Below are 19,548 nucleotides of genomic sequence, written 5' to 3'. Positions count from 1 at the left end.
GTGTCCGACAAGACCCTCTCCGTATGGAACCCCGTCAAGACCGACCGCTTCCTCGTCGGTGCGCCGCATTATCCCGAGCATGTCGATGAAAGCTATTGGGAGCGCGACGCCGAGCGCATGGCCAAAGCCGGCTTCAACGTGGTGCGCATGGCCGAATTCGCCTGGCATATTCTCGAGCCGAAGCTCGGTACTTTCGATTTCGATCTGTTCGACCGTGCCATATCACTGCTCGGGCGTTACGGCATCGATACGATCATGTGCACGCCGACGGCGACGCCGCCGCGCTGGCTGACCGCAGCCCACCCTGAAATTTTAAGGGTTGACGGCAAGGGCCGGCCGATGAGCCACGGCTCGCGCCAGCATTGCGACACGGCAAGCCCTGTGTTTCGCGAGCACAGCAAGCGCATCACCAAGGCAATGGCCGAGCACTATCGCGACAACCCGCATGTCGTGGGATGGCAGACCGATAACGAGCTCAACACCAGCATGCCGGAGAGCTTTTCCAAGGCGACGCTCAGCGAATTCCAGGCCTTCCTCGCCGACAAATACGGCGAGATCGCCAAGCTCAACCGGGCCTGGGGCGGCGATTTCTGGGCGACGGCCTATGACGGTTTCGACCAGGTGGTGCTGCCGATCGAGTTCGGTCCGACCTTCCCGAGCCCCGGCCATCTGCAGGATTACCACCGCTTCCTCGCCTTCTCCACAGCGCGCTTCCAGCACGATCAGGTGGAAATCCTCAGAGCCGTCAAACCCTCCTGGTTCGTCTTCCACAATCTCGGGGGCTTGAGGGATATCGATTTCCGCGGGCAGTTCAGCAAGGATCTCGATTTCGTCGGCTACGACATCTATCCGATGCTCTATGACGAGTTCCAGCGGCTCGGCAACCACGCCAAGGTGCAGGCGCTGCACCTCGATATCTGCCGCGGCTTCTCCGGCAATTACATCGTTCCCGAGCAGCAATCGGGTTTCGGCAGCCAGCCGGGCTTCTGCACGCTGACGCCGGAGCCGGGCGAGTTGCGCCGCATGGCGCTCTCCTCGGTCGCCCACGGGGCTGACGGCTTGATGTTCTTCCGCTGGCGCCCGGCCCATTTCGGCGCCGAGATCTACTGGATGGGCATCATCGATCATGACGATATCGGCCGCCACCGCTATGAGGAGGCCAAGCGCTTCGCGACCGAGATGATCGCGCTGCAGCCGAAGATCCTCGGCACCTATGTGCGCATGGATGTCGGCATCGCCGGCTCCGATTTCGACAATCAGGAAGCCCACAAGACCTATCCGATCGGCCTGCCGAGCCCGCAGGACGACGCGATCCTGATGCATCAATATTGCTACGATCGCGGCATCGCCTGCGGTTTCATTCATCCCGAAGACGATCTTTCCAGGCTGAAACTTTTCTATGTCCCGCATTGGGTGATGTGGAAGGATGAATGGACGGCCAAGCTCGAAGCCTTCGCAGCCTCAGGCGGCACCGTCGTCATCGGCGCCCGCACCGGCACCCGCGACGAAGACAACCACGTCATCCGGCAAACCGCGCCGGGCACCGCGCTGTCTAAACTCACCGGCGTACGCGTCGAAGATTTCGGCCGTCTTACCGCCCCCGGCGCCAACGGCCTGTTCGACGTGATGGAGCGCTCCGGCGGTCTCGTCATCCCGCCGAACAAACCGGCCGAATCCCAGCGCCGCCAACGCCGCTTCAAGATCGGCAACCGCGAAATCACCGCCGGCCACTTCTATGAAAACCTCACCGTCGATAGCGACGTCGAAGTGATCGCCGCCTGGTCGAACCGCTATGCCGAGGGCTGGGCAATGGCGACCGCCCGCAAGGTCGGCAAGGGGCAGGTGGTCTATCTCGGCACCTATCTCACGCCTGAGTTGACCGAAGCGCTGACCGAACGCCTCTTCCCCCAGGCAGGCATCGAACCGCTGGTCGGCGGCCTGCCCGAAGGCGTGGAGGTGACGATGCGGATGAATGACGAGCGGCGGCTGCTGTTTGTGCAGAACTATACGGACCAGCCGGCGACGATCGGCGGCGTGCCGGCCGGGCGAGATCTGCTGGATGGGGGGAAGGCGGTGAAGGGGAGGCTGGAGCTTGAGGGGTATGGCTGTGCGATTGTGGAGTTGGAGGGGTGAGGCGAGGGCGCATAGAACGGTGATAATGGAGGGTGTGCCGTGTGGCCCCCTGATCCGACCCTGCGGGCCACCTTCTCCCCGCTGGGGAGAAGAGGGGAGAATCCCGCTTCGCCTGGACTCCATTTAATGGAGTGCCTCAGAAGAATCGGGTTCGTTGGACAATGTCGGCGCGCCTTGCTCCCTCTTCTCCCCAGCGGGGAGAAGGTGGCCCGCAGGGTCGGATGAGGTGGGCACACGGCACGCCGGCGCTTACATAAGTCCAACCAATATACGGCGACGCCGTGTTTTAGGCGGCCACCGCCTAACGTCTCAACCCCCGCGTCACCCCAACCGCAGTCACCGCCGAACCCAGCATGGTCACCGCACTCAACACAAACGGGCTCCACCAGCCGACATGATCGAACAACAGACCGCCGGCGAATGCCCCTGAAGTGATCGCAAACTGAATGAGGGCGACAAACCAGGCGCCGGCTTCCTCCAGATGGTGCGGGACTGTCCGGGTCATCCAGGTCGTCCATGCCGCCGGCACCGGCGTCGTCAGCAAGCCCCAGAAAAGCAGCAAGCCGGCCGTCGCGAAGGCGAAGGGGCCAAGGCCGACGAGCGCCAGGGCCACGGTCACCAGCACCGCCGGAAACCCGATGAGCACGTGGGCCATGTGAGAGCGCAGCATGGAGGGGATCAGCGAGGTTCCGGCGAGGCCGGCAAGGCCGATTCCGAGGAGCACCAGCGAGAGCGTGTTCACGCCGAGATGGGTGATGTCTTCGAGAAACGGCCTGAGATAGGTCGAGAGCGCGAATTGCCCCATGAAGAACAGGATCATCGCCGTCATGCCGAGGGCGAAAGTGCGGTTGCCCATCAGGCTGAAGGTCCTGCCGAGCGATCCGCTTTGGCCACCCGGCATCCGGGGCAGGGCGATGGCTTGCCAGATGAAGGCGATAATGCCGATCGGCACGACGATGAAGAAGGCGCCGCGCCATCCGACAAGGCTGCCGAGGAAGCTTCCAAGCGGTGCGGCGATCACTGCGGCGAGCGCGCTTCCGCCTTGCAGCATGGCCAGCGCCTTCGGCACGTCGGGACCGGAGGCGATGCGGGCGATGATCGCCGTCGCCAAGGACCAGTAGCCGCCGATCGACACGCCGATGAGCGCGCGGCCGACCATGAATATGAGGTAATTGGGGGCAAAGGTGACCGCCAGGCCCGACGCCAGGAGCACGACGGTGTAGCAGAGGATCACCAGTCGTCGGTCGAAACGCGCAAACAACACGTTGCTGAACAAGGCGGTGATGACGGCGAAGAAACCGGAGATCGAGATCGCCTGACCTGCCTGGCCGGCGGTGCTCGCCAGTTCGTCGGCGATCGGGGTCAGCAGGCTTACCGGCATGAATTCCGACGCGACGAGCACGAAGGAGGTCAGCATCATGCAGATGACCGCACTCCACGGCGTCGTCTTGGCTTCGATTTTCATGTCGTAATTGATGTCCATCGGGCTGTCCCTTCTAAGCGGGGTTGTTCATGGCGCCGGGCGACGGCTGCGCGTCGCCGTTCCGGCGACCAGGGTCGCGCCGACAAGCCATGCCAGCGTCGTCGATTTCGAAATCTCGGACGGCTAAGTTTCGGGGGGTGATCCGGAAACCGGACGTCACATTCGCAGAAGCGTCTTGATCGCCGAGCGCTCGTCCATTGCCTTGTAGCCTTGGGCGACATCGGCGAGCGGCACTTCGAGGTCGAAGACCCTTCCGGGGTTGATCTTGCGCGACAGGATGAGATCGATCAGGTGCGGCAGGAAGCGGCGAACCGGGGCAGGGCCGCCCAACAGGTTCTTCTGTGCGAAGAAAAGCATCTGTCCGTCGAGACTGACGCCATGGGGAACGCCGACATAGCCGATCGAACCGCCGGGGCGGCAGGCATTGATCGCCTGCATCATCGACTCCTCAGTGCCGACGCATTCCAGCACCGAGTCCGCGCCGACTCCGTCAGTCAATTCCTTGACCCTGGCGACACCCGCGTCGCCGCGCTCGGTGATGATGTCGGTCGCCCCATATTCGAGCGCCAGTTCCTGGCGCTGCTTGTGGCGGCTCATCGCAATGATGCGGCCGGCGCCAAGCTGTTTGGCCGCGAGCACGCCCATCAGGCCGACCGCGCCGTCGCCGACCACGACCGCCGTGCATCCCGGCGTGACCCGCGCGGCATCGGCCGCATACCAGCCAGTGCCAAGGACATCCGAAGCCGCGAGCAAGCTCGGGATCAGGTCGTCGGACGGCATGGTGTCGGTTGCGACCAGTGTGCCGTCGGCCATAGCGATCCGGGCATAGGGAGCCTGCGCGCCCGACATGAATTCGCGATGTTCGCATGACGACTGGAAGCCATAGCGGCAATGCGGGCAGGTGTTGTCGGACAGGCAGAACGAGCCGACCACGAACTGGCCGGGCCGGACGGTCCTGACCTCGCTGCCGACCTCGACGACCACGCCGCAATATTCGTGACCCATGTGCTGCGGGGCATTCACCGGTTGAAGGCCTCGATAGGGCCAGAGGTCGGAGCCGCAGACACAGGACGCCGACAGCTTGATGATCGCGTCGGTGGGTTTCTCGATTTTCGGTTCCGCGACTTCCTCGCAGCGGATATCGCCGGGGGCGCGAAGGACGGTGCCGAGCATGGTCATCTCCTGTCCGGGCGGAATGCCCGTCTCATTCTTTGGGAGATGGATAGCACCATTCGATAACTCCGATTAGCCGTTGCAATTTGCATGGACTTATCGAAATCGGCTATTAATGGCGTCGGATCGGAATGACTGGAGATATCGCCGTGGCCCGCGAGAATTTCAATGAACTGCTGCTCTTCCTGGGGGTGGCGGAGGAACGCAGCTTCACCAGGGCCGCGGCGAAACTGGGGGTCGCGCAATCGACGCTGAGCTACGCCGTGAAGGAACTCGAAGCGCGCATGGGGTTGCGGCTTCTCACCCGCACGACGCGGAGCGTGGCGACGACAGAGGCCGGCGAGCGTCTCCGGCAATCGCTTGCACCGCGCATTTCCGAAATCGAGGCGGATATCGCGGCATTGATGGCCTATCGCGACAAACCGGCCGGCACCGTCAAGATCACCCTTTCGAACCACGCGATGGAAAGCGTGGTCTGGCCGAAGCTCGCCCCCGTCCTTGGGGAATATCCGGATATCAAACTGGAACTCAGCGTCGACAACAGCTTCCGCAACATCGTCGAGGATGGCTTCGATGCGGGCGTGCGTCTTGGCGAGAGCCTGGAGAAGGACATGGTCGCGGTGCGGATCGGGCCGGACTGGCGGCTGGTGGCCATCGCTTCCCCTGACTATTTCAAGACAAGAGCGGTGCCGACGACACCGCAGGAGCTCATGCATCACAACTGCATCAACAGGCGTCTCGACCGGGTGGGCGGACTGTACGCCTGGGAATTCGAAAAGAACGACGAGGAGGTCCGGGTGAGGGTGGAGGGCCAGTTCACCTTCAACACCGATCGCGAAATGGTCGCCGCAGCCCTTCAAGGCTACGGCATCGCCTTCGTTCCGGAAAGCTATATCGAAACGCATATCGCGGAAGGGCGTCTCCAACTCTTCCTCGAAGACTGGACCCCCAAATTCGCCGGCTATTACCTCTACTACCCAAGCCGTCGGCAGAACCTCCCGGCCTTCTCCGTCATCGTCGATGCGCTTCGAGAGAGAAATCTCTAGCTCCGTCACACCCGCCCCGTCCTTCGAGGGCCCTGCGGGCACCTCAGGATGAGGTCGGAGAGAGGTTGCGGTACTCTCCAAGGCTCCTCGTGCTGAGGCGTGTAGCCCGAAAGGGCGGAGCCTCGAAGCACCCTCCAACGCTGCTTCTTGCATTCGCCGAACTGCAATCTCCGGCCAGGCTGGACGATCAAAAAACGACAACCTAAAAGAGATGAAGCCCAACCCACCTCTTGAAGGAGGAGAAAAAATGAAACGCATCGAGATGCAGCTCAGCGGCGGCTGCCAGTGCGGTGCCGTGCGCTACCACGCAACCGCGATGTTCGACAATTCGCATCTCTGCCATTGCCGCATGTGCCAGAAAGCCTCGGGAAACATCTTTGCCGCGCTCGTTGCTGCGCCCGATGATGTGCTCACCTGGACACGCGGCAAGCCGGGCATTTGGAAGAGCTCGGAGCTTGTCGAGCGCGGCTTCTGCGCCAATTGCGGCACGCCCTTGTTTTTCCACCACCTCGAAAACGGCCGCACCAACCTGATGATCGGTTCGCTCGACGACCCAAACCTCTTCCCGCCGCATGCCAATACCTGCACCGAGAACATGGTGGTATGGTTCGATACGATCACCGGCATCGAAAATACCGGCGCGACCGAAACCAACGGCGCCGACTGGGCTGCGGCGATCAAAGAGAGCAACAACCAGCACCCCGATCACGATACCAACTCATGGGCGATGAGGGGGCGTGAAGGCTGAGGCTATTGCGGCAGCCCTCGTGCTTCGAAGCTCTTGGGAAGTCCACGTTTTAAGCGATTATTCCGCTATCGTATTGCAGTATCATGTTGTCGAGCTAGGCATAAGCGGTGCCAAATTGGTGCCAAAGTGCATTGTTTCCGCTGCGTGTTCTCGTCTTCCAGCGTCTTCAGCCGCTTGGCTTAGGATACGTCCATGCCGCCGAATTTTGCCATCCATTTATAGATGCTGGCATCACTGACGCCCTGCTTGCGGCAAAGCTCCGAGACCGGCGTGCCGTTCGCAGGCTCACTGTGCTCCTTCAGAACGGCGATGATCTGTTCGTCTGTGAACGATTGCGCTTCATTCCCTGGTCCTCTCAATGGGCCAGAGCTGACCTCAAAATGGATTATTCCAATGGGGCAAGGTCACGCCCAGCGGGCTTTCTGGGATGACAGAGTGGACATTCCCCTAGTTGCCCCAGCCGATTTGGAATCGATCAAATCGAACCTCGCTCAATGGCTGGTTGGAGGCGTTCAGCCTCACCGAACGAAGAACGAGATGAAGCTCGGGGGAATAGTATTGTTCGAAAATAATCGGAGGCAATTCCGTCAGTTCCAGACGGCTGTTGATGGCCCAGACTTTGTAGGAACAAGATGCAATAGTTTCCTCTCCCAAGCCGTCGAACCTCATGAAGGTCGTGCCCGAAACGGATTTTTTGCCATTGATGAAAAGCGTGGTGTCTGATTGCCAGTTCTTCTTCTGGGGTAGATCGTCTAACGCAATCGCATTCGCGTATTTCAGCTCATGCGTCCCGCTGGCACTCACTCTCTTTTCGACGAGCAAGGGGTGCAGATATACAGCCGAGACTGGCTGCAGCGAACCGTCGCGCTCCACCAGCCGTTGTTCGGTTAGACCCGGGCCGTTCGGCTTGTAGAATACGGAATAGAAAGGCGCCTCTCTGGTCATCAGCACGCCCTGTTTGGTCTCATTGGCGGTTAAGCAATTGCCAAAGGCTGGTACCGCCAATGTTATTCCAACCAGTAGCGACAAATTTCTTAGCAAGATGGACATCCTAGATTCCCCTCATCCAAGTCCGCTACCACCGTGCTTGGGTGAAATTGGGGAGATCTAGTCTAGTCGTCGGCCCGGGGCTCGCCCACAGCCTGACCGAACTTGGCCTGATCGACGCGTATCGGATCTGCCTGCATCCGGTCGTGGTGGGGCAGGGGAAGTCCTATTTCGCGGGGCCTCGCCCTCCGCGTCAGTCGAAAATCCATTCACCATACCAAGACACCCGCGATAAACCCTAATCTCACAACCCCACGCCCAACCCTCCCAAACACCGGCATTTCCGCACTCGTCGCCCGCCCATTTCAACCTTCCTTAAGCGACCGCTGATTAGCGTGCCCTCTGAAATCGAGGGCCTCTTCCATGTTTACCGTTCTGACGTGCGTTACCGACCAGCATGATCTCACGCTGGTCGGGCTTGCGGGTCTGATCTGCTTTCTCGCCAGCCATTGCGCGCTCGTTCTGCTGCATCGGGCGACCTTATCCGATGGCGCGGTTCGGTGGGTGTGGCTAGCGACAGCGGGGGCGGCGGGTGGTTTCGGCATCTGGGCCACGCATTTCATCGCCATGCTGGCCTACGACCCCGGCGTCGTCGTCGGTTATCATGCCGGATTGACGCTGATCTCGCTCTTGGTCGCGATCGTGGCGACCACGGCGGCAGTTGCCGCCAAGATCGCCTATGACAGATGGGTGGCGAACGTCCTGGCGGGCGTGCTCTTCGGCGTCGGTATCTGGTCTATGCATTTCGCCGGCATGTTGGCGATCGAATTCCCCGGTGAAATCTCGTGGGATACGGGCTTCGTGACGGCCTCAGTCGTTCTCGGCGTGGCGTTTTCGGTCGCGGCCTTTCGATTTGCCGGCCGGAGCGGCCGGTCGACTTTGGGTAAGCTGGCGCCGACAGTTCTCCTGACATTTGGTGTCGTTGCCCTGCATTTCACCGCAATGGCGGGGATCACGGTCATTCCCGGGATCACTGCGCTCAATCCCGCCATGCTTCTTTCGCCGGCGCTGATGGCGGTGACGATCGCAGCCGTCACCCTTTCGCTGCTGGCGGCGGGTTTTGCGGCCGCGATCTTCGCCGTGCGCTCGCAGGCCAAGACGGCCGGGGCGGAGCGCAACTTCAAGCTCCTGGTGCAGGGAGTGACCGACTACGCGATCTACATGCTCGATCCGGATGGCAAGGTCAGCAACTGGAATGCCGGCGCCCAGCGTGCCAAGGGCTATAGCGCCGACGAGATCGTCGGCAAGGATTTCTCGCTGTTCTATTCTGAGGAAGATCGCCGCAAAGGCCTGCCGCAGCGGGCGCTTCGAACCGCCCGCAGTGAAGGCAAGTTCGAAGCCCAGGGATGGCGTTACCGCAAGGACGGCTCCTCCTTCTGGGCTCATGTCGTCATCGACCCGATCTATGACGAGGCCGGCGAACTGATCGGCTATGCCAAGATCACCAAGGATAACAGCAAGCAGAAGGACGATGCCGACCGGATCGAGGAGGTCACCCGCAATCTCGACGTCGCGCTCGAAAATATCGGGCAGGGCATCTGCATGTTCGACAGGGACGAGCGCCTGCTGCTTTGCAACAAACGCTATCTGGAAATCTTCCGGTTCCCCGAGGGATCGGTGCGTCCCGGCATGATCTACCGTGAGATCGTCGACATCGGCTATGCCGCCAATACGGAGGATCCCGGCGAGGCGGCCGCGCGGGCCGAGGCGCATTATACCAGGAACATGGCGCTGATCAGATCAGGCGCCGGCAGCGCGGTTCACAGATATCCGAGCGGCATATCCATCCAGCAGAATGTCAACATGCTGCCCAATGGCGGCTGGGTCGTCACCTTCGAAGACATCACCGATCGCCTGAAATCCGAGGAGCAGGTTGCCTTCCTTGCCAAGCATGACGGCCTGACGGGCCTGCCGAACCGGCTACAGTTCGGCGAGAGCGTCTCCGAGGAAATGATGATCGCCGACCGGGTGAGGGGCAATGTCGCCGTCATCGGCATCGATCTCGACAAGTTCAAGGAGATCAACGACCAGCACGGGCACGGCACCGGCGACAAGGTGCTTGTCGAGCTGGCGCGGCGTCTCGATGAAGCGCGGCAGGAGGGCGAGTTCATCGCCCGGTTCGGCGGAGACGAGTTCGCCGCGACCAAGCGCTTCGATGAGCTGAGCGCGCTCCACGATTTCATCGCACGGCTGGAAGGCGCGCTCACCGGGACGGTCACGATCGACGGCTTCGAGATCAAGACGGGCGCCAGCCTCGGCGTGGCGGTTTATCCGAGCGATGCAGCCGGAGTCGACGGCCTTCTCGCCAATGCCGACCTTGCCATGTACCGCGCCAAACAATCCTTGCTGCAGAAGGTCTGCTTCTACGAGGCTGCCATGGACGAGCATGCGCGCCGCCGCCGTTCGCTCGCCAAGGACCTCTGGGCCTCGATCGACCGCAGCCAGCTGCATCTGCACTATCAGGTGCAAAAATCGGTGCGGACGGGCGAGATCACCGGCTACGAAGTTCTGCTGCGCTGGCGCCATCATGAACGCGGCAACATCCCGCCCATGGATTTCATCGGCCTTGCCGAGGAATGCGGCGCGATCCTCCCGATCGGCGAATGGGTTCTCAGGGAAGCCTGCCGCGAGGCGGCGAGCTGGAACAACAGCCACAAGATCGCCGTCAACCTCTCGCCGATTCAGCTCGGCCATGCCGATATGGCCGCCGTCATATCGGAGATCCTTGCGGAAACCGGCCTGAACCCGCGGCGTCTCGAAATCGAGATCACCGAAAGCTCGATCATCGTCGACAAGGATAAGGCCTTGCGGACGATGCGGCAGATCAAGGCGCTCGGCGTGTCGATCGCCATCGACGACTTCGGCACCGGCTATTCCTCACTGGAAACGCTGCGCTCCTTCCCGTTCGACAAGATCAAACTCGACAAGAGCTTCATGGCCGAGGTCGAAACCAGCCCGCAATCAAAGGCGATCGTCCGCGCCATCCTGGCCCTTGGCCGCAGCCTTGAGGTGCCGGTGCTGGCGGAGGGCGTGGAAACCCAGGCGCAGCTCGACACGCTCTTGGAAGAACAATGCGACGAGGCGCAGGGTTATCTGCTTGGCAAGCCGCAGGCGATGGGCGAGCCGGCGGTTGAGAAGGCCGCTTGACCGAAGGGTTCTATAAAAGGCGGAGGTGCCGATGGATAGGCAAGAAGGCTACAGGCTGTTGCAGCGCTTGAGTGAGCTGGAAAGGCATCGAAAGCCGTTCGAACCGGTGCTGCGATATCGGCCGGCCTCTGTCGAGCGCCCCGACTATAACGGTCTCTCGGAACCTGAGATAAAGGTCTTCGAAAGCGCAATGGAGATCTTGTTGTCCGCGCTAGGTACGGCCGCGAACCATCTTAAGTTCGATGGTTGGCAGCAGACGCGAAGCCCGGACCTTGCCGATAGGATCGAGTTCACCAGGGCGGTTCATCGTTTCAATGCTGGCTTCTACGAGCACGAAATTCCAGGCTACGACCGGGAATCCCGGATGCGACGTCTTAAACGGATACGCTCCGTTTACGGAGCATGGGCGGAACCTATGAACGCACTGCCCCCGCGTCTCGAATACAAGATATTTGTCCATCCAAGCAGCAACGAGGTGCTCATTCAGACCGTCGCCGGAAGCGAGGTCGCAATTTTCTTGGGACGAAAATTCGTGCCGGCAGCACTCATCGGACTTCAATGTGAGTTCATCAAGAACCGTTTCACGAGCCCAGACGATAAACAGTCAAGCAGTTACACTGCCAAAAGCGGTGGAAGGAAAATCTCGGGCTCGCTCACGCGACACACCAGGGATACGTCCGATGACTATCAGTTTGAGGCAAGGGTCGGTGACGATTTACCGTCCAGCTTTGACAGCATGAGAGAGCAATTCTTTCACGTGTTTGCCGAGATGCGAACTCTCGGCCGGTCTCTTTAAGCGATTTCAGATAATCTTGGCGACATGTGAGATCTTGGTCGGCGGCTGTCTTGGCGCCCAATGTGCATGCCATTTTAACCTGATGAAAGATAGATTGCTGTCGCGCATTGCACATCGGGCTGAGGTCGGGTTCGCGGCCTCGGCTATGGTCCTAGGCTACGCGGCCGCTCCTCGCCCGTGAACCCTTGCAATATCCGCTCGGCATGCTGCCCGCCACGGCCGGGAGCATAGGTAAAAGCGACACCGGGTGGGGGCACGCGACGCCTGGCGGACCGCTGCCGCCCCAAGGGCGATCATCCCGCGCCAGCGCCCAGAAGTATCCAGTCTTCGTCTTGCGAGAAACCGGGATCGAGAACCGGGGCACGGGTCCTCCAGGTCGATGGGTATGCCGGATATAGTCGGCTGATCGCACCCGACCGCGTCGGCCCTGACATCCGGCTAGCCTATTGTTGGGCGCAAGCTGGTCGAGATCACTCGTATTGGCAAAGCGCCGATTGCAGAGGAAGGCATGAAGCAAATCGGCGAACTCTATCGCATTGAGGCTGAGTTACGTTGATCTTTCCCCAGAAGCTCGCTTCGCCGGGCGGCAGGAACGATCAGCTTCGTTGATTGCGGACATGCGAACCTGGCTCACTCAGCATCGTGCCCGCGTCGCTGGATGTGCCAAAGGCTTTCGTCGGCCCTTTGCGGACTTCTCGGGACCGGCTAAACGTGCCGCTGGAACAGCGAGGGCGCGATGGTCAGAGGCAGAAAGCAGAAGCGAGGCGATATCGTTAGGATCGACATTGGAAACGGAAAGCAATTTCACGCCGTCGCCCTAACACATCCGCTGTTCGCTTTCCTCGACGGTGTTACCGAACGTGAAGAGCCGGTTCAAGACGTGCGAGATCGAGCGGTTCTCTTCAAGCTATGGGTGATGGACAGCGCTGCGAAGTCCGGGCGATGGCCCATCGTTGGAAAGGTTGATCCACCCACGGTGTCCGCGTTGGACGGCGCGGTGTTTTTCAAGCAGGACCGGATTTCGGGCAGAATTTCAGCGTATGATGCCATCGCGAATGCCGACTCTCCGCTCAGCTTTGAAGAGGCGGACTGCCTAGAATGCGCTGCTGTTTGGAGCCCTGAGCATGTCGAAGACAGGCTTCGTGATCATCTGAACGGCATCTCGAACAAGTGGTGGGCATCAATGCGGCCCCGAAAATAGCGCTGATCGACCTTGTCGGAACGCCCTATGTTGCGGCGAAGCGCCGTCGCACCTTCACGACGGCAGGCTTCGAAACGGCAGAAGCTTCAAGGTGGGAGCGAGACAGCGCTTACGGTTCAGGGAAGACTATCGCGAGGTTTTCAGGTGGCGATCGCCGCGCAGCAGGTTCAGCCAGGCCCGCCAGTTTTTCCGCGCCTATGGCCGCGATACGACAATCGTCGTAGCGGAAGTCTCCGTCGAGCAAGGCGGCTTGAGGCGCCACCCCGCCTGTGCACCGAACGGTGCGTCAGGTCGCTGCCCGTTACCCTAATCCGACCGGAATCGAGGCCGGTGGCTCGACTCCGATCGGTGTCGGCAGGTGGATGAGGGGCATCCCTGCCGATCTCTCAGAGCACGTTCGCGCCCCGAATTTGCTCAAAAAAAGAGAGCATTCCGTTACTCAAACAAAGACGGAAATGCTCTCATAGTCTGGTGCGCAACATAACCGATTAGCTGCGCACCTCACGCAACCCACTGGTGGCTATTCGTCTGACGTCGCCGGCGCGGCGTTTTCCAGCGAGGTGCGGATTTGATCGATCTTACCGTCCGCATCGCCCACGCCCAGAATGGTCTTCGCTTCAGCCAGGACCGCCGGGCTCACCTGACCGGATTTCGTTGCGGAAGCCAATGCATCCTCCAGCGCCGCGTCCCCAAGCAGAGGATCGGTGGCTGTGGGCTCGATTCCGTTGTCGATTTCATACTGGGCATAAGCCACGGCATAGGCCGAGATGGCCGTCATGCGTGGGTCCGAGGTATGCATCAACGCCCTGTAATTCCGCTTCAAGGAGTTCAGGCCCGCAAGCTGCGCCGAAAGGTTTTTCTCTTTTATGACCCTGTCTGTTTTTGCCGACTTGGACTTGCCTTCCGCTTCCGACGATTTGCCTTTCAAGCCTGTCGATTTGGAGCCGCTATTGGCTGAACCTCTGCCCTGGTTGTCGCTGCCGTGGCTGCCGCTGCTTCCATGACCGCCGCCATTGCCGCCGCCGTTACCGCCGCCGTTGCCACCACCATTGCCGCCGTCCTTCGCTAGCGCGGCCATATCAATACCGGCAATCGTGACCGGGCCTGCGGCAAGAGCCAGCGAGAGCACAGCCAGAGACGCTAAGGTTGCTATCCGCATCGTTTTCCTCCGGATCAGATCAATAGGCGCCGTGCAGTTTCACGACGTAAGCAGTTGTGAAAGATTAAACCGCGATCGCATTCTGCACATCGGACTGAGGTCTGGTCCCGGCCCACGGCTATGGTCTTAGAGGAAACGCCGGCTTAGCTGACTTGGTGAGGGTGGAAAGGTGTGCCGGCCCGATGAAACAGCCGAGACCCAGCGGCTTGTAAGCCCCCAAGTTTGGCTGGAAAACCAGCCCACTCTCCGTCTTCCTCGGCCTTGAGCCGAGGACCCACGCCACGATGCGGTGGATGCTCGGCTCAAGGCCAAGCACGACGGAGGGAGGGCGGGCACAAACATCTATTCACGGCGCAGAGTCGGTTCTGACCGCCGACGTGCCGGCGGCCATCATCGCGGCCAATCTGGTGGAGTCGATGCGGGAGGGGCGAGCAGGAACAGGGTGTGTGCTACACCATGTGAGCGGAGGATTGGGCGCGTGGACGCCAGCCGTGCTCCCTCATTCCTGTGCTTGTCACAGGAATCCCGTGCGCCCAAGTCCTTGGGCGTGAAAGACTTTTTCCGCGCGATTTGGTTCATTCACGGCGCGGACGCGCCGTGGCTGGATTTCTGTGACGAGCACAGGAATAGGGGTGGAGACATGAATGCCTTGAAGCACGGACGCCCCAAATCACGCCAACCGCAAATCAAGCAGCGGGTGCAGCTTCTTGAGGTTCGGGAGGGATTTGGCTTGCCAGGGATATTGATGCGTGCCTTTGACGATGAGCAGCAGGTCGCCCATCTTTCTGGCCTCGATGGTCAACTTGGCCAGGAGATTTATGCCGGAGGAATTGAGGAACTCGAGACCGGTCAGGTTGAACGTCACCTGTTTGTGTCCGTCGTGGAGCAGGCCGGAGATCAATGAATAGATCGGTGCATAGGCGTCCGGTCCGGCCAGCCGGAAGACGCCGTCGAAATAGACTTCGTTCTGTTCCGCCCATACACGGAAGTTTTCGTCGCTGATTTCCATTCTTCGCTCACGGATTGGAGGAGGGCGGCATTGCCACGGCTGCAGTCGTCGTCAGGATAATACGCTCATTATTATTCTCTTCGAATGCCCATGCCATTTTTGCGTCGTAATCGCTCAAAAGGGTCAGCAAGCCCAAGCCGGAACCGCTTGCAGACGATATGGCGTTGGTTTCGATTTGCTCAAGAAGAAGTTCCCCAGGATCCTTCGATTGCAGGCGGCGCAGCAGTTGCTGAAAGCGTGAGGCTGTCGCGCCGTCGATGGTGTTCTTTACCCGTATCAAAAAGCTCCCCTCGGATATGCCGGCTTCAATGAGGATCTCACCCGGCTGTCGAAACTTGACGGCGTTTTCGATCAGCTCGTTGCTGAGATAGCCGATGTCATGATGCGCCTGCATGTAGTCCTTTCTTGAACGTGAAAAGGGCAGGGCCATGACCTCAGCGATGAAGTCGGCCGTCATGCCCGAGTGCTTCCATCCAAGCTGAAGCGGTCCATCGGTCAAGGTGAGGCGCGTGCCCGAATCCAGGCTTATGTCAGTCAGAGATTCGATGCCGTATACCGTTGGCGCCATGACTCACCTATGCCGTACTGCGAGAAGCGTGATGTCGTCGTAGATTTTCTGCGATCCGATAAAGAGCATGAGTGTCGCCACAATTTCGGAAACGACTTTCTCAGCGCTCAAATTCCTGAGGCGTACGGCTTCGCAGCACAGCCGGTCCATGCCGAACAATTCTCCGGCGTCGTTTTCGGCTTCCGTGACGCCATCGGTATGCAAGAGTATGAGATCCCCCTTTTCGAACGCGATTTCACGGGTTTTGATGAAGGCGGAGATATCCGCCTCCAGCCCGATCGGTATGCCCAGATCCATGGTGTCTATGCGTTCGACCTCGCCGTTTGCCCTGACGACGATAACTTCCTCGTGTTGCCCCGACAGGATCATCTCTTTTCCGTCGTAGTCAAGAAACGCCAAAGTGAGGTGCTTATCGATTTTCGTCCTGACGATATTTTTGAACAGGGCGCTGTTCAGATTTGTCAAGAATTCGACGGCATCGGTGTTTCCGGCTTCCTGCAGGGCGCGGGCGACAGACTGAACCATCAGCATCAACACGCCGCTTTCCAGCCCGTGTCCGGTGACGTCGCCGATGCCGATCTTCAACCGGCTTCCGTTCTTCAAGACGTCGTAATAATCGCCGCCGACCTCTTCCGCAGGTCTCATATAGGCGGCGATCTCGAGTGCCTGAAAGTCCTCGAGCTCCTGATGCAGCGGAAGCACCATCAGCTGGATTCTCTCGGCGACGGCGAGCTCCGTTCCAAGACGTCTGTTTTCTCGCTGCAGTTGTGCGTTCAGCGTCGAAATCTCTTCCTTTGCATCTTCGATTTGAGCGGTTCGCTCTTCGACGAGCTGCTCGAGATTTTCGGTGTGATAGCTGATTTCTTCGGCCATGCGATTGAAGGCTTCACCGGCCTCACCGACTTCGTCCTTGCTCGAAATGGCGACCCTGACCGAATAATCCTTCGTCTGGATTCGTTTGGCAGCACCTGCCAGGGCGCTGATTCCGCTGGTTATTCGTTTCGATGCCGCAAAGACCGCGATCGTCACGATCAGCAGGGACATCAGGATCGCCAGAATTTGGTAGAGCACGATCCGGTTCGTCGCCTCGGAAATCTTGGCCTGGGCCGCATAGAGCGAGGCGTCGATTTCACGCTCGGGCACGACCACCCCAAGCAGCATTGCCTCTTGGCGAACCGGGCCGCTGACCCAGAGATTGGTCGCAGGCAGTTTCTTCACGATGGCGATATACGGGACCTCGCTGCCGTCCTGCTGTAACAGCAAGTGTTGGATGCCCTGTTCGCGGTCGAGGGCCAGTTTGGCGATTGCAGGCTGGGAGCTTCCCTTCAGCGAGCGTTCCAGGCCGGTCACGCCGGTTCCGCTCGCACCGCTTGCGGAGCGCAGGCCGAGGGTTTTTTCGCCCGTGCTGTTAATCGCGACGACATTGCCGTCGGACATGGCGAGAAACCCGAAGCCCGATTGGGCGACTTTGACATTTTCAACCGTTTGCGCCAGCTGATCGAGCGTGATGTCGGCGCCGGCCGTCCCGGCGACATCCTGCCTGTCGGCTGTCCATAGGGGATGAAAGAAACTGACGATCAGCTTGCCGGTAATGGCGTCGGTATAGGGCGCTGTCTGGGTGATGTCATCCGCGACAGGCCGCGTCTTCATATCCTTGGCCCAGCCCTGCCAGGATTCGTAAAGTCCGGGGAAAAAGAAGTCCCAGAAATTGGCCTCGTTATGGCCGGGATAAAGGCGGTCGAAAGTCTGGGCCTGGTCGGTATAGGGCGCCGTTCTGAAGATCGGCCGTTCTTTCGAGCCGATGTAATACATCTGCAGCTTCGAAGCACCGTGCTGCAGCAGGCTCGGCGCAACAAGATCCAGAACCGCGCTCGTGCGGATATCGCTCTCGACGTCCTGCCTTGGCTGCCGGTCCTGTCCGAGCAGGTAACCCCAGACGCTCACGACCGAGACCGAGCCCGGAGCGTTCTGAGACCACTTCCCCTGCGGATCATAGGAAAGGCTGACGCTGCCCGGAGATGTGCGGGAGATGGCCGCGCCGACGTCGGAATTGCGCGCGGGATCGTCGATCTGCGCCTGCAGCACGCCGGCGAGCGTACTGACGTCGCTATGAACCTGCCGCAGCAGCAAACTCACCTGTGACGCTGTCGAATCCGCGTAGGTGCGGATGTACTCCTGGCTTGCCGCTTCGAGACCCTGGCCGACCTCGAGCGTTGCGTCGCGCGACAGCCTCTGAACGTTCCAGAGCGCCAGCCCGCCGCTGACCAGCAGGTCGAAGAGGACAGCTCCGCCTACGACCAGGATGAACTTTGCCCGAAAGCCTATTCCTGCCGGTCTTTTCAGTGATCTGCCTCCCATCACAGTGGCTTTCGTCCGGAAGCCGCCCAGATCGGCCAGCCGGCATAACCCTTGGGGTGAAGGGCGGCAAAAACGTGATCCTTGAACCCTTGCCGGAACCTGCGGATAAAGTCCACCGAGTCGCCGCGCCGGACCGCCATCTCACCAGCATAGACATTCTCCCAGGCTACGATGATGTCGGCGAAGTCCTGAGGATCCCCGTCGAGGTTCGTCACCATGAAGCAATCGACCTTGATGGCATCGAATCCCGCATCGGCGAGAAGATGCCGGCTTTTCGGCCCCATCTCGACATCCATGTCGAAGTGCCTGAACAGTTTGGCGACTTCCTCGTAAGTCCATTTGATCGTTTCCGCATGCGGCTCGCCCAGGCAATGCGAATTTTTTTCGTTGGTGATGTAGACACGGCCGCCGGGTTTGCAGATGCGGTAAAGCTCCCGCAACAGCATCTCGGGACGGTTGAAAATCTGCAGCGAATGCCGGCAGGTCACAAAGTCGAACTGGTTGTCCCGAAGCAGCATTTGAGAGGCGTCGCCATAGGTATACTCGATCCCCTGCAGATCGAAGTCGGCAGCGACCCTGCGGGCATAGTCGAGGCTGCGCATGGAATGATCGAGCGCCACAAGCCGTTCCGGTTTGAATTCCCGTTGAACCAAGGCGGCGAAATCACCAATTCCGCAACAGATGTCCGCCATGACAAGGCCGTTGCGCAGGCCGTGGCGCGGCAGCAGCTCGCGTTCGTGCCTCCATGTCATTTTCGTCTGGGTCCGCAGGATGGGGATGAAGCTCTCATCCTCGACAAAGGTCTGGCCCGGATAAAACGCCGAATCGTAGACTTCAATCGACAGGTTTGGCTGTGATGTCGCCAACGTCTGGAACAATGAGGTCGACCAGGCCACCACGCTCGACGTAATGATGACGATCTTCCGTTCCGGCCTTGTCCGGCAGTGTGCCGTCAAAATATCGGAGAGGGCTGTAAACGCCGTCATGTTGATGTGCGTCAAACGTTTGACGTTCAGGTAAACGACGCCGCTGTATTGTTCCAAAGTTTGCCGCACCAGCTTAAGAGCATCGGCAATCTCGTTTGCACTTTCGGGCCGCATCTTGCCGGACAGCAGCAGCTCCTGATTTGTCGGATCAAAATGGACGGTGAACGGGCGGGCAAGCAGGTTCATTGGAAATCCTCGGCCGAGGGGAAATCCGCGATGATCTGCATCCCGTGGGTGCCGTCCTGCTCAATTCGGATAGCGGCACGGAATATGGTGGCCAGATCTTTGAGCAAAATCGTCCCGTCGGACTTCAGGTCAGGCCCGGCGCCCGGGAGAGGCTGGCGTCCACTTGACCTCATGCCGGTGCTCTCGCGGTCCTCGCGGGCAAAGGCAATTCTCAGCCGGTTGGACGTCGCGCCGCGATAGAGACTGAAACTTATCCTTCCCGGCTCACGCGTCGAGCGGAAGGCAAGTTCAATGAGTTCGTTGGCCGCGACGGAAAGAAAATTCGAATATCGAGCCGGGTCGCTGTGACCTTGGCCGAGAATGTCGGAGAGATATTCGGTAATCCTGTCGCAAAACTGCCACTGAGATTTGAACGTCGCAACATTCAGTTCCAGCGATACCATCGGCGCCAATGCATGGTCATCGAAGCCAGATGCTTGCTCTTCCAATACAGCCTCCATCAGTTTGT

15 protein-coding genes and 5 pseudogenes are annotated in these 19,548 nt (G+C 59.9%); 8 read left to right on the top strand and 12 right to left on the bottom strand.

Translation table 11 applies throughout. The features are described 5' to 3' along the window. On the top strand, window positions 1-2,133 hold the full coding sequence (locus tag K6N12_RS30445) for a beta-galactosidase (RefSeq protein ID WP_097626011.1): 2,133 nt from the start codon (window positions 1-3) through the stop codon (window positions 2,131-2,133). A 301-nt stretch (window positions 2,134-2,434) separates the two neighbouring features. Here the strand turns inward: K6N12_RS30445 and K6N12_RS30440 are convergent, their stop codons facing one another. Both K6N12_RS30440 and K6N12_RS30435 read right to left on the bottom strand, forming a co-directional pair. Beyond that, window positions 2,435-3,616, bottom strand: a complete 1,182-nt coding sequence (locus K6N12_RS30440; RefSeq protein WP_097626010.1) for an MFS transporter — start codon at window positions 3,614-3,616, stop codon at window positions 2,435-2,437. 156 nt (window positions 3,617-3,772) lie between these two features. Next, complete coding sequence (locus tag K6N12_RS30435) at window positions 3,773-4,789, bottom strand: zinc-dependent alcohol dehydrogenase family protein (RefSeq protein ID WP_097626009.1); 1,017 nt, start codon at window positions 4,787-4,789, stop codon at window positions 3,773-3,775. A 149-nt stretch (window positions 4,790-4,938) separates the two neighbouring features. Here K6N12_RS30435 and K6N12_RS30430 point away from each other — a divergent pair, with 149 nt between their 5' ends. Further along, window positions 4,939-5,835: a LysR family transcriptional regulator gene (locus K6N12_RS30430; RefSeq protein ID WP_222149080.1), complete on the top strand. Its 897-nt coding sequence runs from the start codon at window positions 4,939-4,941 to the stop codon at window positions 5,833-5,835. Between the two features lie 247 nt (window positions 5,836-6,082). Further along, complete coding sequence (locus tag K6N12_RS30425; RefSeq protein ID WP_097626007.1) at window positions 6,083-6,583, top strand: GFA family protein; 501 nt, start codon at window positions 6,083-6,085, stop codon at window positions 6,581-6,583. A 182-nt stretch (window positions 6,584-6,765) separates the two neighbouring features. Here the strand turns inward: K6N12_RS30425 and K6N12_RS30420 are convergent. Together K6N12_RS30420 and K6N12_RS30415 are read right to left on the bottom strand one after the other, a co-directional pair. Then, a pseudogene (locus tag K6N12_RS30420) lies at window positions 6,766-6,926 on the bottom strand (transposase); the annotation flags it as partial. A 104-nt stretch (window positions 6,927-7,030) separates the two neighbouring features. Beyond that, a complete protein-coding gene (locus K6N12_RS30415; protein WP_097626006.1) occupies window positions 7,031-7,633 on the bottom strand; it encodes a hypothetical protein in 603 nt (200 codons plus the stop codon). A gap of 65 nt (window positions 7,634-7,698) precedes the next feature. Here K6N12_RS30415 and K6N12_RS30410 point away from each other — a divergent pair. The 3 genes and pseudogenes from K6N12_RS30410 to K6N12_RS30400 form a co-directional block, all read left to right on the top strand. Further along, a pseudogene (locus tag K6N12_RS30410) lies at window positions 7,699-7,872 on the top strand (dihydrofolate reductase family protein); the annotation flags it as partial. A gap of 121 nt (window positions 7,873-7,993) precedes the next feature. Beyond that, entirely contained in the window at window positions 7,994-10,777 is a 2,784-nt protein-coding gene (locus K6N12_RS30405; protein WP_131711347.1) for a bifunctional diguanylate cyclase/phosphodiesterase, read from the top strand. 31 nt (window positions 10,778-10,808) lie between these two features. Next, a complete protein-coding gene (locus K6N12_RS30400) occupies window positions 10,809-11,573 on the top strand; it encodes a hypothetical protein (protein WP_097626004.1) in 765 nt (254 codons plus the stop codon). Window positions 11,574-11,746: 173 nt separating this feature from the next. Here the strand turns inward: K6N12_RS30400 and K6N12_RS30395 are convergent. Further along, window positions 11,747-11,941: pseudogene (locus K6N12_RS30395) on the bottom strand (IS66 family transposase); the annotation flags it as partial. Between K6N12_RS30395 and K6N12_RS30390 the strand changes: the two are divergent. Together K6N12_RS30390 and K6N12_RS30385 are read left to right on the top strand one after the other, a co-directional pair. Then, window positions 11,940-12,232 (top strand): annotated as a pseudogene (locus K6N12_RS30390) (IS66 family transposase); the annotation flags it as partial. The pseudogenes K6N12_RS30395 and K6N12_RS30390 overlap by 2 nt on opposite strands. A gap of 77 nt (window positions 12,233-12,309) precedes the next feature. Then, a complete protein-coding gene (locus K6N12_RS30385) occupies window positions 12,310-12,774 on the top strand; it encodes an Imm26 family immunity protein (protein ID WP_097626003.1) in 465 nt (154 codons plus the stop codon). A gap of 126 nt (window positions 12,775-12,900) precedes the next feature. Here the strand turns inward: K6N12_RS30385 and K6N12_RS35095 are convergent. The 7 genes and pseudogenes from K6N12_RS35095 to K6N12_RS30355 form a co-directional block, all read right to left on the bottom strand. Beyond that, window positions 12,901-13,021, bottom strand: a pseudogene (locus K6N12_RS35095) (sialate O-acetylesterase); the annotation flags it as partial. A 273-nt stretch (window positions 13,022-13,294) separates the two neighbouring features. Further along, on the bottom strand, window positions 13,295-13,933 hold the full coding sequence (locus K6N12_RS30380) for a hypothetical protein (RefSeq protein WP_097626002.1): 639 nt from the start codon (window positions 13,931-13,933) through the stop codon (window positions 13,295-13,297). 670 nt (window positions 13,934-14,603) lie between these two features. Next, window positions 14,604-14,942 carry a slr1659 superfamily regulator gene (locus K6N12_RS30375; protein ID WP_003593689.1) on the bottom strand — a complete coding sequence of 113 codons (339 nt, stop codon included), beginning with the start codon at window positions 14,940-14,942 and terminating at the stop codon, window positions 14,604-14,606. A gap of 7 nt (window positions 14,943-14,949) precedes the next feature. Then, window positions 14,950-15,510: a slr1658 superfamily regulator gene (locus tag K6N12_RS30370; RefSeq protein WP_097626001.1), complete on the bottom strand. Its 561-nt coding sequence runs from the start codon at window positions 15,508-15,510 to the stop codon at window positions 14,950-14,952. A 3-nt stretch (window positions 15,511-15,513) separates the two neighbouring features. Then, window positions 15,514-17,868, bottom strand: coding sequence for a SpoIIE family protein phosphatase (locus K6N12_RS30365; protein WP_097626000.1), 2,355 nt, complete (start codon window positions 17,866-17,868; stop codon window positions 15,514-15,516). Further along, the gene (locus K6N12_RS30360) at window positions 17,868-19,040 is read right to left on the bottom strand and encodes a class I SAM-dependent methyltransferase (RefSeq protein ID WP_097625999.1); all 1,173 of its coding nucleotides are present in this window, start codon (window positions 19,038-19,040) and stop codon (window positions 17,868-17,870) included. The genes K6N12_RS30365 and K6N12_RS30360 overlap by 1 nt, the downstream gene beginning before the upstream one ends. After that, window positions 19,037-19,540, bottom strand: coding sequence for a hypothetical protein (locus K6N12_RS30355; protein WP_425517738.1), 504 nt, complete (start codon window positions 19,538-19,540; stop codon window positions 19,037-19,039). Before K6N12_RS30355 ends, K6N12_RS30360 begins: the two co-directional genes overlap by 4 nt. Window positions 19,541-19,548 lie beyond the last annotated feature (8 nt).

Source organism: Rhizobium redzepovicii, assembly GCF_019793435.1.
GTDB lineage: Bacteria > Pseudomonadota > Alphaproteobacteria > Rhizobiales > Rhizobiaceae > Rhizobium > Rhizobium redzepovicii.
Note: the sequence above shows the minus strand (reverse complement) of the source record. Positions and strands in the feature narration are given on the sequence as shown.

Coding starts and splice junctions, on each gene's coding strand:
- K6N12_RS30385 (WP_097626003.1), top strand. CDS start 12,310: ATGGTCAGAGGCAGAAAGCAGAAGCGAGGCGATATCGTTAGGATCGAC.
- K6N12_RS30355 (WP_425517738.1), bottom strand. CDS start 19,540: ATGGAGGCTGTATTGGAAGAGCAAGCATCTGGCTTCGATGACCATGCA.
- K6N12_RS30400 (WP_097626004.1), top strand. CDS start 10,809: ATGGATAGGCAAGAAGGCTACAGGCTGTTGCAGCGCTTGAGTGAGCTG.
- K6N12_RS30440 (WP_097626010.1), bottom strand. CDS start 3,616: ATGGACATCAATTACGACATGAAAATCGAAGCCAAGACGACGCCGTGG.
- K6N12_RS30405 (WP_131711347.1), top strand. CDS start 7,994: ATGTTTACCGTTCTGACGTGCGTTACCGACCAGCATGATCTCACGCTG.
- K6N12_RS30370 (WP_097626001.1), bottom strand. CDS start 15,510: ATGGCGCCAACGGTATACGGCATCGAATCTCTGACTGACATAAGCCTG.
- K6N12_RS30415 (WP_097626006.1), bottom strand. CDS start 7,633: ATGTCCATCTTGCTAAGAAATTTGTCGCTACTGGTTGGAATAACATTG.
- K6N12_RS30380 (WP_097626002.1), bottom strand. CDS start 13,933: ATGCGGATAGCAACCTTAGCGTCTCTGGCTGTGCTCTCGCTGGCTCTT.
- K6N12_RS30435 (WP_097626009.1), bottom strand. CDS start 4,789: ATGCTCGGCACCGTCCTTCGCGCCCCCGGCGATATCCGCTGCGAGGAA.
- K6N12_RS30360 (WP_097625999.1), bottom strand. CDS start 19,040: ATGAACCTGCTTGCCCGCCCGTTCACCGTCCATTTTGATCCGACAAAT.
- K6N12_RS30375 (WP_003593689.1), bottom strand. CDS start 14,942: ATGGAAATCAGCGACGAAAACTTCCGTGTATGGGCGGAACAGAACGAA.
- K6N12_RS30425 (WP_097626007.1), top strand. CDS start 6,083: ATGAAACGCATCGAGATGCAGCTCAGCGGCGGCTGCCAGTGCGGTGCC.
- K6N12_RS30365 (WP_097626000.1), bottom strand. CDS start 17,868: ATGGGAGGCAGATCACTGAAAAGACCGGCAGGAATAGGCTTTCGGGCA.